The organism is Actinobacillus arthritidis (genome assembly GCF_029774155.1).
Classification (GTDB): domain Bacteria; phylum Pseudomonadota; class Gammaproteobacteria; order Enterobacterales; family Pasteurellaceae; genus Actinobacillus; species Actinobacillus arthritidis.
The window spans coordinates 68255-83047 of sequence record NZ_CP103833.1; the positions used below are offsets into that span (position 1 = coordinate 68255).

The 14793-nt window shown below is 39.3% G+C and carries 9 protein-coding genes, 5 tRNA genes and 2 pseudogenes; 14 read left to right on the forward strand and 2 right to left on the reverse strand.

Going from position 1 to position 14793, the window contains the following annotated elements; all coding sequences use genetic code 11:
* Positions 1 to 54: 54 nt before the first annotated feature.
* From clpP to NYR89_RS00355, 4 genes and pseudogenes are all read left to right on the forward strand, one after another.
* Positions 55 to 645, forward strand: coding sequence for an ATP-dependent Clp endopeptidase proteolytic subunit ClpP (clpP, locus tag NYR89_RS00340; RefSeq protein ID WP_279445867.1), 591 nt, complete (start codon positions 55 to 57; stop codon positions 643 to 645).
* Positions 645 to 1904, forward strand: coding sequence for an ATP-dependent protease ATP-binding subunit ClpX (gene clpX / locus NYR89_RS00345; RefSeq protein WP_279445868.1), 1260 nt, complete (start codon positions 645 to 647; stop codon positions 1902 to 1904). The genes clpP and clpX overlap by 1 nt, the downstream gene beginning before the upstream one ends.
* 93 nt (positions 1905 to 1997) lie before the next feature.
* Positions 1998 to 2977: pseudogene (gene lpxK, locus NYR89_RS00350) on the forward strand (tetraacyldisaccharide 4'-kinase).
* Position 2978: 1 nt separating this feature from the next.
* Positions 2979 to 3146, forward strand: coding sequence for a Trm112 family protein (locus tag NYR89_RS00355; RefSeq protein ID WP_279445869.1), 168 nt, complete (start codon positions 2979 to 2981; stop codon positions 3144 to 3146).
* A gap of 136 nt (positions 3147 to 3282) precedes the next feature.
* Here the strand turns inward: NYR89_RS00355 and NYR89_RS00360 are convergent.
* Both NYR89_RS00360 and gltX read right to left on the reverse strand, forming a co-directional pair.
* Positions 3283 to 3358, reverse strand: a tRNA-Ala gene (locus tag NYR89_RS00360).
* Between the two features lie 49 nt (positions 3359 to 3407).
* Positions 3408 to 4848, reverse strand: a pseudogene (gltX, locus tag NYR89_RS00365) (glutamate--tRNA ligase).
* Between the two features lie 123 nt (positions 4849 to 4971).
* Here gltX and NYR89_RS00370 point away from each other — a divergent pair.
* The 10 genes from NYR89_RS00370 to NYR89_RS00415 all read left to right on the forward strand — a co-directional run bounded on the left by NYR89_RS00370 (position 4972) and on the right by NYR89_RS00415 (position 14729).
* On the forward strand, positions 4972 to 8349 hold the full coding sequence (locus NYR89_RS00370; protein ID WP_279445870.1) for an AAA domain-containing protein: 3378 nt from the start codon (positions 4972 to 4974) through the stop codon (positions 8347 to 8349).
* Between the two features lie 110 nt (positions 8350 to 8459).
* A tRNA-Val gene (locus NYR89_RS00375) sits at positions 8460 to 8535 on the forward strand.
* A 47-nt stretch (positions 8536 to 8582) separates the two neighbouring features.
* Positions 8583 to 8658, forward strand: a tRNA-Val gene (locus NYR89_RS00380).
* 49 nt (positions 8659 to 8707) lie between these two features.
* Positions 8708 to 8783: transfer RNA gene (locus NYR89_RS00385), tRNA-Val, on the forward strand.
* A gap of 51 nt (positions 8784 to 8834) precedes the next feature.
* Positions 8835 to 8910 (forward strand) — tRNA-Val (locus tag NYR89_RS00390).
* 245 nt (positions 8911 to 9155) lie between these two features.
* Positions 9156 to 10337 carry a dual-specificity RNA methyltransferase RlmN gene (gene rlmN, locus NYR89_RS00395; RefSeq protein ID WP_279445871.1) on the forward strand — a complete coding sequence of 394 codons (1182 nt, stop codon included), beginning with the start codon at positions 9156 to 9158 and terminating at the stop codon, positions 10335 to 10337.
* Positions 10338 to 10390: 53 nt separating this feature from the next.
* The gene (gene pilW, locus NYR89_RS00400) at positions 10391 to 10939 is read left to right on the forward strand and encodes a type IV pilus biogenesis/stability protein PilW (RefSeq protein ID WP_279445872.1); all 549 of its coding nucleotides are present in this window, start codon (positions 10391 to 10393) and stop codon (positions 10937 to 10939) included.
* A gap of 75 nt (positions 10940 to 11014) precedes the next feature.
* On the forward strand, positions 11015 to 13354 hold the full coding sequence (locus tag NYR89_RS00405) for a Tex family protein (protein ID WP_279445873.1): 2340 nt from the start codon (positions 11015 to 11017) through the stop codon (positions 13352 to 13354).
* A 665-nt stretch (positions 13355 to 14019) separates the two neighbouring features.
* Positions 14020 to 14307 (forward strand): type II toxin-antitoxin system Phd/YefM family antitoxin, encoded by a 288-nt coding sequence (locus NYR89_RS00410; RefSeq protein ID WP_279445874.1) that lies wholly within the window; start codon positions 14020 to 14022, stop codon positions 14305 to 14307.
* Positions 14307 to 14729 carry a type II toxin-antitoxin system VapC family toxin gene (locus NYR89_RS00415; RefSeq protein WP_279445875.1) on the forward strand — a complete coding sequence of 141 codons (423 nt, stop codon included), beginning with the start codon at positions 14307 to 14309 and terminating at the stop codon, positions 14727 to 14729. Before NYR89_RS00410 ends, NYR89_RS00415 begins: the two co-directional genes overlap by 1 nt.
* Positions 14730 to 14793 lie beyond the last annotated feature (64 nt).

Consider the following 14793-nt stretch of genomic DNA (forward strand, 5'->3'; position numbering starts at 1 on the left):
TTAAAATTTGATAGAATTATACGTATTTTTCAGATTTCGGATAAGGAACCCAAAATGGCAGTAATCCCAATGGTGGTTGAACAAACCTCAAAAGGCGAAAGATCATACGATATTTATTCACGTTTACTTAAAGAACGTATTATTTTTTTAAACGGTGAAGTTGAAGACCATATGGCAAACTTGATCGTAGCACAGCTTCTTTTCTTAGAATCGGAAGATCCTGAAAAAGATATTTATTTATATATCAATTCACCAGGTGGTGTAGTAACGGCAGGTTTAGCAATTTACGACACAATGAACTTTATTAAACCGGATGTTGCAACACTTTGTACCGGACAGGCTTGTTCAATGGGGGCTTTCTTATTATCCGGTGGTGCAAAGGGTAAGCGTTTTGCTTTACCGCACGCACGAGTAATGATCCATCAACCGCTAGGTGGTTATCGCGGACAGGCAACCGATATTCAAATTCATGCACAAGAAATTTTAAAATTAAAAGAAACTTTAACGCAACGTATGGCTGAACATAGCGGTCAGCCGTTTGAAAAAGTTGCGGCAGATACCGAACGTGATAATTTTATGTCAGCATTTGAAGCGGCTGAATACGGTTTAATTGATAAAGTTTTAACACACAGAGATACAAAATAATGGCAAATTTTGAGAAAGAACCACATTGTAGTTTTTGTGGCAAAAGACGTACCGAAGTTGATCAGCTTGTTGAAGGTACGGAAGGTTATATCTGTAATCACTGTATTGAAGAGTCTTACGCATTGTTAAACGGTGAGGAAGAACCGTTAATTGATGAAAAACAAGACGAAGAGAAATTCTTTGAAAATGTACCGACTCCACACGAAATTCATGCACATTTAGATGAGTATGTTATCGGTCAAGAACATGCGAAAAAAGTGTTGTCTGTAGCGGTTTATAACCACTATAAACGTTTACGCAATGCACTTTCGGACCATAAAGAAACGAATGGCGTAGAGTTAGGTAAAAGTAATATTTTATTAATCGGTCCGACCGGTAGCGGTAAAACTTTATTGGCGGAAACCTTAGCCCGCCGTCTAAATGTACCGTTTGCAGTCGCAGATGCGACTACGTTGACGCAAGCCGGTTATGTCGGTGAAGACGTAGAAAACGTAATTCAAAAATTATTGATGAAATGTGATTTTGATGCGGAACAAGCTGAGCGTGGTATCGTTTTTATTGATGAGATCGACAAAATTACGCGTAAATCGGAAAGCCCGTCAATTACTCGTGACGTATCCGGCGAAGGTGTACAACAGGCGTTATTAAAATTAATTGAAGGCACGGTGGCGAATATCAATCCGCAAGGTAGCCGTAAACATCCGAAAGGTGAAACGATTCCGGTTGATACATCGAAAATCTTATTTATTTGCGGCGGTGCATTTGCCGGTTTAGACAAGATTGTGGAAGCTCGTACCAACAAACAAGGTGGCATCGGCTTTGGTGCAGAATTGAAAAAAGACAAGGATCGTGAGGATTTAACTGAATTATTTAAACAAGTTGAACCAGAAGATCTCGTTAAATTCGGGTTAATTCCGGAGCTTATCGGTCGATTACCGGTTGTGACTCCGCTACAAGAGCTGGATGAAGAAGCGTTAATTCAAATTTTAACCGAACCGAAAAATGCGATTATCAAGCAATATCAAGCATTATTCCAAATGGAAGGCGTTGAGCTGAAATTTACCAAAGATGCGTTAATTGCGATTGCTCAGAAATCCATTGTACGTAAAACCGGTGCGCGTGGCTTGCGTTCGATTGTTGAGAATCTGCTATTGGATACAATGTATCATCTACCAACACTTAAAGCAGAGAAAAATGTGCAGAAAGTGACGGTTGGTAAAGGTTGTGTTGAAAACGGCGATAAGCCGAAAGTGGAGTAAGCATAGCTAAAATGGACAATGTTTTTCATTGTCCATTTGTTTTATCTGTAGGCATAGCCGTTACGCAAACGATAGTATCTTTAAAGAAATTATATGAATATTTGGCAATCTACATCAATTATTACTTGGTCGCTTGTGCCGTTTTCATTGCTATTTTGGCTGATTAGTCAAATCCGCTTGTTTTTGTTTCGCAAAAAAATCTTAAAATCTTACCGCTCTCCGGTACCGGTGTTAGTGGTCGGTAATATTTCGGTGGGGGGAACGGAAAAACGCCTGTGGTTGTTTGGTTAGTGGAACAGCTACAACAGCATGGCGTTAAAGTCGGTGTGATTTCTCGTGGATATGGCGGCAAAAGCAAAGACTTTCCTCAGCTAGTTACCAAACAGAGTTCAGCGGAGATGGTGGGTGATGAGCCGGTGTTGATTGTGCAACGAACTGGTGTGCCGTTGGCAATTTCGCCAAATCGTCAGCAAAGTATTGAATTATTACTGAGTCAATTTGAGCTGGATTTAATTGTTACCGATGACGGCTTGCAACATTATGCCTTACAGCGAGATATCGAATGGGTTGTGGTTGATGGCGTGCGCCGTTTTGGTAACGGTTTTGTTTTGCCTGCCGGCGGCCTGCGTGAGTCGCCAAGCCGTTTGCAAACGGTACAGGCGATTATTTGTAATGGCGGAGTGGCTCTGCCGAATGAACATTTAATGACGCTCGAGCCTGAATTTGCCGTTAATCTAAGAACGGGCGAGCAAAAGCCAATAACTGATTTTATCGGGCAAGAATGTGTGGCGATTGCCGGAATCGGGCATCCTCCCCGATTTTTTAATATGCTCGAAAATTTAGGTATTAAATTACTTAAAACACAAGGTTTTGCCGATCACCAAGCATTTGAAGCAAGTCAACTTAAAGCGCTTGCATCCGAACAAATTCCGTTACTGATGACAGAAAAAGATGCGGTAAAATGCCGAACTTTTGCCCAGTCAAATTGGTGGTATATACCTGTTTCTGCAAAATTTTCGCTGGAATCGACCGCTTGTTTACTTGAACCGATTTTAAAACGATTAGGAAAATAATATGAACGAAAAACTTATCAATAATCTTGCTTGTCCGGTAACGAATACCAAACTGGAATGGGATAAAGACAATAATCGCTTGATTAGCCGTGAAGCGAAATTAGTTTATCCAATTGAAAACGGTATTCCAGTTTTATTGCCAGAAGCGGGTAAAAAGCTTGAAGACTAAATGTTTGGAAAATTTATAGGACAAGCGGTCAACTTTTACGGATTTTTTGCAAAAAATCGCTGAAATTTAACCGCTTACTTTGAGAGCAGAAAATAAAAAACGCTAAGTCAAATGACTTAGCGTTTTTTGAATTTAGTGGTGGAGATAATCGGGATCGAACCGACGACCTCTTGAATGCCATTCAAGCGCTCTCCCAACTGAGCTATATCCCCAAAAAGTGGCAACATAATAAATGCCACCACTTTAGCTGTCAATAGGAAATTATGCTTGTGCTTGAATAAATTCAATCGCTTTTTGAATACGGGCTAAAGTACGCTCACGTCCGACTAATTTGGCAGTAATATCCATTGATGGCGATTGACCTGCTCCTGTTACGGCTAAACGGAACGGCATCCCCACTTTACCCATACCGATTTCTAAATCAGCCGCAGTTGCATTCATCGCATCATGAATCGCTTCTACGTTCCAATCGGTTAAAGCGGTTAATTTTTCCAATAATTTTGCAAGTGGCGCAACTGCTTCTGGTTTGAAGTTTTTCGCCGCAGCTTTTTCATCATAACCGTCAAATTCTTGATAGAAATAACGGCTTGCAGTAGCTAACTCTTTTAAGGTTTTCGCACGTTCGCTTAATACTGGGATGATTTCTTCTAACGCCGGGCCGTTTGACGTGTCGATAGCTTGAGCATTCATATGCCACGCTAAATATTTCGCTACGTGTTCAGCCGGTAAGCTACGCATATAGTGTTGGTTTAACCATTGTAATTTATCGGTATTGAAAGCACTTGCCGATTTACTTACTGAGTGAATGTCGAATAATTCGATCATTTCTTCACGGCTGAAAATTTCTTGGTCGCCGTGACCCCAGCCTAAACGTACTAAATAGTTAATTAATGCTTCCGGTAAATAACCGTCATCACGGTATTGCATAACACTTACCGCACCGTGGCGTTTTGATAATTTCTGACCGTCATCACCATTAATCATTGATACGTGAGCATAAGTCGGAATTGGTGCACCTAATGCTTTTAAAATATTGATTTGGCGAGGCGTGTTGTTGATATGGTCTTCGCCACGTACAACGTGCGTAATACCCATATCCCAGTCATCTACCACTACGCAGAAGTTGTAAGTCGGTGAACCGTCTGTGCGGCGAATAATTAAATCGTCTAATTCGCTATTGCTGATTTCGATACGACCACGTACCGCATCGTCAAACACAACTGAACCTTCTTGTGGGTTTTTAAAACGCACAACGTGTGGTTCATCTGCCGAATGTTCGTGATTGGCTAAGCAATGGCGATCGTAACGAGGTTTTTCTTTATTTGCTTCTTGTTCGTGACGTAAGTTTTCTAAACGTTCTTTTGAACAGTAGCAACGGTACGCTAAACCTTGCTCGATCATTTGATCGATAACTTGGTTATAACGATCAAAACGTTTTGTTTGATAGTATGGACCGTGTTCCCAAGCGAGGTTTAACCATTCCATACCTTCAAGAATTGCTTGCGGTTGCTTCCGGTGTTGAACGCTCTAAGTCGGTATCTTCGATACGTAATACAAATTCACCGTTAAAGTGTTTTGCATATAACCAAGAATATAAAGCGGTACGTGCACCACCCACGTGTAAATAACCGGTCGGGCTTGGTGCAAAACGGGTACGCACTTTTACATTTGGATCTAAAGGGAAAAGAGTTTCGATATTCATTATTTTATGCCTATTAAATTTTGTAAAAATAAGGGAAAAACTATAGCTATTCTACCTTTTTTATAGATCCGCGTAAATCCTTGAAAATACAGAGCTTAAAAGTTAGAATTCTGATAAGGAATGATGAAATTACTATATTTAAATACATGTATGCTAACAAATGCACAACTCGCAATTTTAGATTTTTGGCATAAAATCGAATTTTTCTTACCTTTTGATTTACAACGGGAATTGCTTGATAATTCCTCTATTCCGTATAAAACTGCTTTTTGCACAAATGAACTTCAACAGCTTTCTCCAGAACAGATATGGACGATTCCAGACTTAAAGGCAGATGAAGAGCCATTGAGTTATGCTGTATTTTTAGGTATTTATGATAAAAATGAACTGAGCCAGCAACTTGAACGAATTATTGGCACTCAAGATTATCATAGCCTTAATGAGCGATTACAATCAATTAAGCCCAGTGCCAGTTGTGTTGCTAAGATAAGATTAAATGAGAAAGGTGGCTTAGATTACAATAGCATTAAAGTTGATCTTTCTACTACACCGTGGGCAATTTCTAAAATCAAGCAGGTCGGCTTAGATTCATTAAGTTTTGAATCATTTGAGCAAGATCTCAATCAATTACAGCAAGAAATCAAGAATTTTGCTTTGGAAAAGCTGAATCAAGAAGAGAATGATTCTGCACCATTAACAGGTAAGGATTTACTTACTTTATATGAAATTCTTGTCGCTTGGGTCGATTTTAAATCAGAAAATACGGCATTACCTCTTATTTATATTCAGAAAAATAAAGGTAAGAAAAAAGATAAGAGTAATAAACAAAAAGCAAATCGCCAGGAGGCTAAATCTTTTTCGGAAGAAAAAGATATTGAAGTTGATATTTCTATCTTAAATAGTTTTTATGCGAAAGACATTGCTGATGTGATACGTTCACATAAACAGCAAGTCAGTCCGGTCTTAAATTCCTACCTTTCAACAACTTCTCGAAAAATAGACTTATATCATCAAGGCATTTCGATAATCCTTGAACATCTACAACCTAAATATTTTAATTCAGGACGTTGGCTTGAAAATAGTCAATATAATATGAGCTTAATGCAACAATTTGCGATCAATACTATTTTTAAGCAACAAGATGAACAGGTGCTGTTTTCTGTTAATGGTCCACCGGGAACAGGAAAAACAACATTATTGAAAGAGATTTTTGCAGAAAATATTGTACGTCGTGCAGAAAAACTCTCTGAGTATAAAACAGTAAGAAATAGCTTTAAAAAAACGCCGCTAAAAATTGAATTTAATAAACAAACACTTTATGTGTATCCTCTGCAAGATGATCTTACCGGATTTGAAATGGTCGTGACTTCTTCTAATAATGCGGCGGTACAAAATATTTCAAAGGAATTGCCTCAAATCAAGTCATTAGGAAAAGAAGAATGGCGTGATGAGGTTGGTCATCCTACTTTTACTTATTTGCAACCGATAGCGCAAAATATCATTTCTTATCAAGAGAAAAATGATAAAGCTAGTTATAGCGAGCTTCCAATCGAACAATCTCCATGGGGGCTTATTTCTTGTAGTTTGGGTAATAGTAAAAATCGTAGAGCCTTTGTTAATTCATTTATGAATGCTAATCCGGATGCGAAAGGATATGATCCAATTCGTCATCAAGGCATTATGCAATGGAAAAATAACCAAAATATTCTGAGTTTTACTCAAGCAAAGAAAATATTTGTTGCAAAAAATAAACAAGTAAAGAAGAGAATTATTCAATTACAGAAATATGCGGAATCGCTAGAAGTAAAAGATAGGGGAGATTTTGAGCGTCTATTGCAATCGTTGCAATTACAGCAACAGAAAATGATTTCCGAGCTTGAAGTAAACCACACTGATCTCGTTAAAAATCAGCAAAAATTGACCGCTTGTAAACAGCTTATTGAGAACTTGAAAGAACAAAAAGCATTATTATATGCTGAAACTAATGTGAATTGGCTAATTAAGTTTTTTAAGAAAGAGAAATTGGCTAATAAAAGACAGGATTTAACTCAATTATTGGAGCAAGAAAAGCAGTATTTATCTGAACAAAAATGTTTGATTAACGACATTTCAATGATTGAATCTGAATGTAAATCACAAGAACAAAAAATTGAGCAATTAAAGCTAGAGATAATCAATTTAAATGAGAAAAAAAGAGAGTGTGAGGATAATTTAGCGAGCCTTTCAAAGCAATTTAGCCAAGTGGAATTTACGTTTGATAAAAAAGCCCTCAATGAAGATAGTTGGCAAATTAAAAGTTTATGGAATGATCCTCAATTAAATTTACTTCGTTCCGAATTGTTTCAATCCGCGTTGCAGTTACATGAGGCTTGGTTAAAAGATGCTCTTACGATGGAAAAAGGCATTTCTCATAATATTTTTGCAATTAATAATTTGCTTTCGGGACAAGCCTACTTGGTCGGAAATAAGCTAGCACAGGAAGAAGCGACCAAAATCATCTGGCAAACACTTTTTATGATTGTCCCTGTTGTATCAACGACATTTGCTTCTTTTCGTTCTCAATTTAGGCATTTACAAGCAAATAGCTTAGGGTGGGTCTTTGTAGACGAAGCTGGGCAAGCTGTTCCTCAAGCCGCTGTCGGAGCATTGTGGCGAGCTAAACGGGCTGTTATTGTTGGGGATCCGCTTCAAATAGAGCCTGTTTTTACAACGCCGGTTGATTTTACTGAGCGTTTAGCGGAAACCTCTTATTTGCCGTTAGAATTTAATGTAAAACCTCATCAAACATCTGTACAACTTTTAGCAGATAAGGCAAATCCTTTCGGTACTGAAATATCCGGATTGTGGGTCGGAAGCCCTCTACGTGTACATCGCCGTTGCTGTGAGCCAATGTTTTCTATTGCAAATATAATCGCCTATGAAGGAAAAATGATTTACGGCAATGGCAAGCATAAATTTCCGCCTCAAAGTTCGCTTGATTTAGGGAAAAGTGCTTGGATTAACATTACACCAAATGAAACAGTTACTAATCAACGGGAAAGAGAAATTGCATTTGTGAAGAAATTACTTTTGCGTTTAATGTATCGCTTACAAGATGTTCCTCCAGTCTATATCATTACACCATTTCGAAAACTGAAAGAAGAATTACAATGTGAAATTAGAAAGCTGAAACAATGGGAACAAATTAAAGTAAGCGGGTATGAGTGGGTAAAAGAAAATGTAGGGACGGTACATACGTTTCAAGGTAAAGAAAATCAAATTGTACTATTTGTGCTTGGTTGTGATGAACAAAATATTCAATCTGCTACGGCATTAGTTTCTAAACCCAATTTGATTAATGTTGCCGCTACTCGAGCAAAGCATAGATTTTTTATTGTGGGAAATCACCAGCTTTGGACAGCTCAGTATCCATTATTCGCTCAGACATTTTCGCTCTTAGATAACCAATTAGTTTCAGCAGAGCAGATATTTGAACAGGCAGAAAAACTGATACAGGAATAATATCTGTACAATATAAGGATTATATGTTCGTTTTTACATCAAATGAGTGTTTTTCCTAAAAAAGGAATTGACGCACGGAATATAATCCTTATAATGCCTCTCCACAACACGGGCGATTAGCTCAGTTGGGAGAGCACCTCCCTTACAAGGAGGGGGTCACTGGTTCGAGACCGGTATCGCCCACCACTTTCCAATAAGTGTTTCGTGTTGATTACAATCTAATAATTGAAAACGGGCGATTAGCTCAGTTGGGAGAGCACCTCCCTTACAAGGAGGGGGTCACTGGTTCGAGACCGGTATCGCCCACCACTTTTCAACAAGTGTTCCGTTTTCAATTCCCTTTGATGAAATCTCAAGTGGGCGATTAGCTCAGTTGGGAGAGCACCTCCCTTACAAGGAGGGGGTCACTGGTTCGAGACCGGTATCGCCCACCACTTTAGATTCTCATCATAAACTTCAAGTTATAGTAAAACGCTATATCATGAGGGCGATTAGCTCAGTTGGGAGAGCACCTCCCTTACAAGGAGGGGGTCACTGGTTCGAGACCGGTATCGCCCACCACTACTTCTTATCTTATTCTTTAATTCATCATTAAATAATATTTAAAATTTTCTTTTTTATCTTTGCATTTCATCATTTTTTTGCGATCTAGATCGCAAACATCAAATTAAAAACTTTCTATTTCGTTTAAAAATCACTAGCCTTAATATTGATTGACGAGTAAAATTTGCGGTCTTTTTTATTTTATCAACCTGCAAAACTAATCCTTTTGCCGTAAAGCGTGTAATAACGAGGCTTTTACTCTTATGTCAGAACAAATCCAAACTTGTGCAAGTGAAATTCAAGTAACGAATGTCGCCGCACAGCACCCTAAATCAGAAAAAATTAACTTAATGAATTTAACTCGCAAGGAAATGCGTGAGTTATTTGCCGAAATGGGAGAAAAACCGTTTCGTGCCGATCAATTAATGAAATGGATTTACCATTTTGGTGAAGATAATTTCGATAATATGAGCAATATTAATAAAGTATTGCGTGAAAAATTAAAACAAATTGCAGAAATTAAAGCACCAGAAGTATCTGTTGAACAACGTTCAAGTGACGGCACAATCAAATGGGCGATGCAGGTAGGTGATCAGCAAATTGAAACCGTGTATATTCCGGAAGCGGATCGTGCGACTTTGTGTGTTTCTTCACAAGTTGGTTGCGCATTAGCCTGTAAATTCTGTTCAACCGCTCAGCAAGGCTTTAACCGTAACTTAACCGTTTCGGAAATTATCGGTCAGGTATGGCGAGCTTCAAAAATCATTGGTAACTTCGGGGTAACTGGCGTGCGTCCGATTACCAACGTGGTGATGATGGGGATGGGTGAACCGTTACTTAATTTAAATAACGTGATTCCGGCAATGGAAATTATGTTAGATGATTTTGCTTACGGTTTATCTAAACGTCGTGTAACGCTTTCAACTGCGGGTGTAGTACCGGCACTTGATATTATGCGTGAAAAAATTGACGTAGCATTAGCGATTTCATTGCATGCGCCGAACGATGAATTGCGTGATGAAATTATGCCTATTAATAAAAAGTATAATATCAAAATGTTGATGGATTCGGTGCATAAATACCTTGAAGTATCGAATGCGAACCACGGTAAAGTGACGATTGAATACGTGTTATTAGATCACGTTAATGACGGTACGGAACACGCGCATCAGTTAGCCGAAGTATTAAAAAATACGCCGTGTAAGATCAACCTGATTCCATGGAATCCATTCCCGGAAGCACCTTACGGTAAGAGCTCAAATAGCCGTGTGGATCGTTTCCAAAAAACGTTAATGGAATACGGTTTTACGGTCATTGTACGTAAAACGCGTGGTGACGATATTGATGCCGCTTGCGGTCAGCTTGCCGGTGATGTCATCGACCGAACCAAACGTACCATGGAAAAACGTAAGTTTGGCAAAGGTATTGCGGTACAAAACCATTAATCAATTTCTCTCTAGCAACTCAAGCGAAGGGAGTATATCTTGAGGAGAACAATATGAACCTTGCAAAATTTTTGCGAAATTTGACCGCTTGTATGCTGTTATCTGTGCTGTTCGGTTGTTCTTCTCATTTTCCAACCTCTCAAACCACTTTTAATCGTTCGGAAGCGGTTAAAGCACGTATCAATTTAGCCTTAGCGTATCTCGATCAACATGATTTACCCAAAGCGAAAGAGAATATTGATAAAGCGCTAAGCCACGATCAAAACGATTACTTACCTCATTCTGTTTTAGCTTATTACTATCAGCAAATCGGTGATCAAGCTCACGCCGAGCAAGCTTATCAGCAAGCATTGAAATTAAGTGATAATCGTCCGGATGTCTTAAATAATTACGGCACGTTTTTGTGTAAACAAGCTAAGTTCAGTCAGGCGTACCAACAATTTGAACAAGCGGTGCAAAGCGAGCTACCTTACTATCATCAAGCCGATAGCCTCGAAAATATTGTGTTATGTGCCAAACAAGAGCCGAATTTAGCTAAAGTAAACGAAGCGTTAAGCCAATTAGAAAAGCTGGATAAAGCAAGAGCGGCGGTACTGCGCTAGCTCGAACTTTTATTTTTGGGCATTGTCTTTTTTTACTGTTAAAATAAAGCGAATTTTATTTGTTAGGAAAACGCAATGTCAGAGCTCAATACACAGATTAGCCAGATTATTGCCACAGAACTTTCTGTTGGCTCACATCAAATTCTCGCTACAATCAAATTACTCGATGAGGGTAATACCATTCCATTTATCGCTCGTTATCGTAAAGAAGTCACCGGTGGCTTAGACGACACTCAATTACGTCATTTTGAAACACGTTTAATTTATTTGCGTGAGTTGGACGATCGCCGTCAAACGATCCTTAAGTCAATTGAAGATCAAGGTAAATTGACTGATGAATTACGTGCCAAAATTGAAACGACCGAAAGTAAAACCGAATTAGAAGATCTTTATCTGCCTTATAAGCCGAAACGCCGTACTCGTGGGCAAATTGCGATTGAGGCGGGGCTTGAGCCGTTGGCAGATAGCTTATGGAATGATCCGAACCAATCACCGGAAGTGTTAGCTGAATCTTTTATTGATGCGGAAAAAGGTGTAACGGATGTTAAATCTGCGTTAGACGGTGCGCGTTATATTCTGATGGAGCGTTTTTCAGAAGATGCCGAATTACTTGCAAAATTACGCCAATATTTAACCGCTTACGCAACGTTGGAATCAAAAGTGATTGAAGGCAAGGAAGAAGAAGGCGAAAAATTCCGCGATTATTTTGCGCATAGTGAGCCGTTTAAAACCGTACCTTCTCACCGTGCCTTAGCAATGTTCCGAGGCAGAAACGAAGGCGTATTATCGCTTTCGTTAAATGCAGATCCTGAAGCGGAAGAAGGCGCTCGAACAAGCCATTGCGAAGAAATTATTCGCCAGCATTTAGGTGTGATATTCAATCAACAACCGGCAGACAAATGGCGTGAACAAGTGATTGCTTGGACGTGGAAAATTAAAGCGGCACTTCATTTGGAAACCGAATTAATGGGCGCATTGCGTGAGAAAGCGGAAGAAGAAGCAATTGACGTATTTGCTCGCAATCTGTCTGCGTTATTAATGGCGGCACCGGCAGGCACAAAAAATACCATGGGCTTAGACCCGGGCTTACGAACCGGTGTGAAAGTGGCAGTGGTAGATAATACCGGTAAATTATTGGCGACCGACACCATTTATCCGCATACAACAGGCAAAGCGGCGGCGGAAGTTTCGCTGTATAAATTAATTAAGCAAGATAATGTTGAGCTGATTGCGATTGGTAACGGCACGGCTTCGCGTGAAACAGAACGTTTTGCGAAGGATGTGTTAAAACAGATCAAAGAAAGCAAACCGGATATGTTGATTCCGCAAACCGTGGTGGTCAGTGAAGCAGGTGCTTCGGTTTATTCCGCTTCCGAATTAGCGGCAAATGAATTCCCTGAGTTAGATGTTTCATTACGTGGTGCAGTATCGATTGCTCGCCGTTTACAAGATCCGCTCGCGGAATTGGTAAAAATTGAACCGAAAGCGATTGGTGTTGGGCAGTATCAACACGATGTTAACCAGTCACAGCTGGCTCGCAAACTGGATGCAGTGGTTGAAGATTGTGTAAATGCGGTTGGGGTGGATCTTAATACCGCTTCCGCACCGTTATTGGCTCGTGTTGCCGGTATGAGCAAAACATTAGCGCAAAATATCGTGGCGTTTCGTGATGAAAACGGACGTTTTAACGCACGTTCCGACCTGAAAAAAGTGCCTCGTTTAGGGCCGAAAGCCTTTGAACAGTGTGCCGGTTTTATGCGAATTGTCGGCGGTAAAAATGCGCTAGATGCTTCGAGTGTGCATCCGGAGGCTTATCCGGTGGTGGAAAAAATTCTCCAAGCAACCGATTCGACTCTTGCTGAATTAATGGGCAATGCGACTCGTATTCATCAGTTGAATGCAAAAGATTTTGTGGACGAACAATTCGGTTTACCGACTGTAAACGATATTTTCAAAGAACTGGAAAAACCAGGACGCGATCCTCGTGGTGAATTTAAAAGCGCAACCTTTATGGACGGTGTAGAAGATATTAAGGATCTTAAAGTTGGGATGATCTTAGAAGGGACGGTAACCAATGTGGCAAACTTCGGTGCTTTTGTGGATATTGGTGTACATCAAGACGGTTTAGTGCATATTTCAATGCTATCGAACAGCTTTGTGGAAGATCCGCATAAAGTGGTGAAAGTTGGCGATTTAGTGAAAGTGAAAGTGTTAGAAGTGGATGTACAGCGTAAACGTATTGCGTTAACTATGCGTTTAGAAGACAAGCCGACCGATAAACCGACAATCGGTCGAAATCCGCAAGAAAATCGCAAAAATAGTGAAAAATCAGACCGCTTATCAAGCAATAAACCACAACGTAATCAGTTCGCTAACAATGCGTTTGCCGATGCGTTGAAAGGTTGGAAGAAGTAATTCTCCTCCTCTCTCTGCTTGTTTTCGCTAAACAGCTTCAACAAGCTGTCTCTTTCCCACAAGGGGAGAGTGTGAAATATAGCTTAAATAAAACCACGGAACACACCGATTACACTGAATAAATTTCCGAGTGGTCTGTGTTTTCCGTGGTTATTTTTTGGCAAAATTTTGTGGAAATATGACCGCTTGTAAGAGGCGAAAGTAAGATATTGCTCAAATAAAACCACGGAACACATCGATTACACCGGATAAAATTTCCGAGTAATCTGTGTATTCTGTGGTTAATTTTTTGCAAAGTTTTGTGGAAATATGACCGCTTGTAAGAGGCGAAAGTAAGATATTGCTCAAATAAAACCACGGGACACACCGATTACACTGAATAAAATTTCCTAGTAGTCTGCGTGTTCCGTGGTTAATTTTCTGCAAAATTTTGTGGAAATATGACCGCTTGTAAGAGGCGAAAGTAAGATATTGCTCAAATAAAACCACGGAACACACCGATTACACTGAATAAAATTTCCGAGTAGTCTGTGTCTTCCGTGGTTAATTTTTGGCAATATCTTTTCGATATAAGACCGCTTTTAATGAGATGTTATTGGTTTTGTACTTTTATTGAACAGTAAAAGGTAGTAATATAGTGACAATTTTGATATTAAGGAGGCGATATGGCAGTAATTAGTTCCAAAGAATTTAACCAACGTGCCAGTGCGGTATTAAAAATTGCTGAAACCGAGCCGGTGTATATTACTAAATGGGGCAAGGTGGTTAGTGTGTTGGCAAGTTATGCTCATTATCAAGCTCAAACGAAATCACAAAGTTTAGCGGAGGCTTTTAGCAGTACGGCATCAACAGCAACATTAAGTGAGGAAGCGGAACAGCAATTTGAGCAAACTTTGCAACAAGTACGCCAACAAATCAAAATAAGAGTACCGGATTTATCGGAGTGGGAATAATGTATTTATTAGATACCAATATTGTTTCCGAACTACGTAAGATGGAAAGCGGAAAAGTCGATGCTAATGTGGTGAAATGGTTTCAACAAGTCAATTTAACCGATGCTTATTTAAGTGTTATCACTCTCTTTGAAATTAAGTTAGGTATTTTGCAACTTAAACGCAAAGATATTCAACAAGCTAAACTTTTACAAAGTTGGTTTGAACAAAAACTCCTGCCTAATTTTGAAAATAGAATTTTACCGCTTGATACGAAAGTTATGATGACTTGTGCAGAGTTTCATATTCCGGATAAAAAGCCCTTAAATGATTCTTATATAGCCGCTACGGCTAAAGCACATAGATTTAAAATTGTGACGAGAAATGTGAAAGATTTTAAAGGATGTGGGGTAGAGGTACTGAATCCATTTATTGAGTATTAAATAAAACCACGGAAAACACAGATTACACAGAATAAAATTTCCGAGTAATCGGTGTTTTTCGTGG

What these genes read in the sequence shown, in the direction of transcription:
- clpP (WP_279445867.1), top strand. Translation starts at nt 55, where the DNA reads ATGGCAGTAATCCCAATGGTGGTTGAACAAACCTCAAAAGGCGAAAGA.
- clpX (WP_279445868.1), top strand. Translation starts at nt 645, where the DNA reads ATGGCAAATTTTGAGAAAGAACCACATTGTAGTTTTTGTGGCAAAAGA.
- NYR89_RS00355 (WP_279445869.1), top strand. Translation starts at nt 2,979, where the DNA reads ATGAACGAAAAACTTATCAATAATCTTGCTTGTCCGGTAACGAATACC.
- NYR89_RS00370 (WP_279445870.1), top strand. Translation starts at nt 4,972, where the DNA reads ATGAAATTACTATATTTAAATACATGTATGCTAACAAATGCACAACTC.
- rlmN (WP_279445871.1), top strand. Translation starts at nt 9,156, where the DNA reads ATGTCAGAACAAATCCAAACTTGTGCAAGTGAAATTCAAGTAACGAAT.
- pilW (WP_279445872.1), top strand. Translation starts at nt 10,391, where the DNA reads ATGAACCTTGCAAAATTTTTGCGAAATTTGACCGCTTGTATGCTGTTA.
- NYR89_RS00405 (WP_279445873.1), top strand. Translation starts at nt 11,015, where the DNA reads ATGTCAGAGCTCAATACACAGATTAGCCAGATTATTGCCACAGAACTT.
- NYR89_RS00410 (WP_279445874.1), top strand. Translation starts at nt 14,020, where the DNA reads ATGGCAGTAATTAGTTCCAAAGAATTTAACCAACGTGCCAGTGCGGTA.
- NYR89_RS00415 (WP_279445875.1), top strand. Translation starts at nt 14,307, where the DNA reads ATGTATTTATTAGATACCAATATTGTTTCCGAACTACGTAAGATGGAA.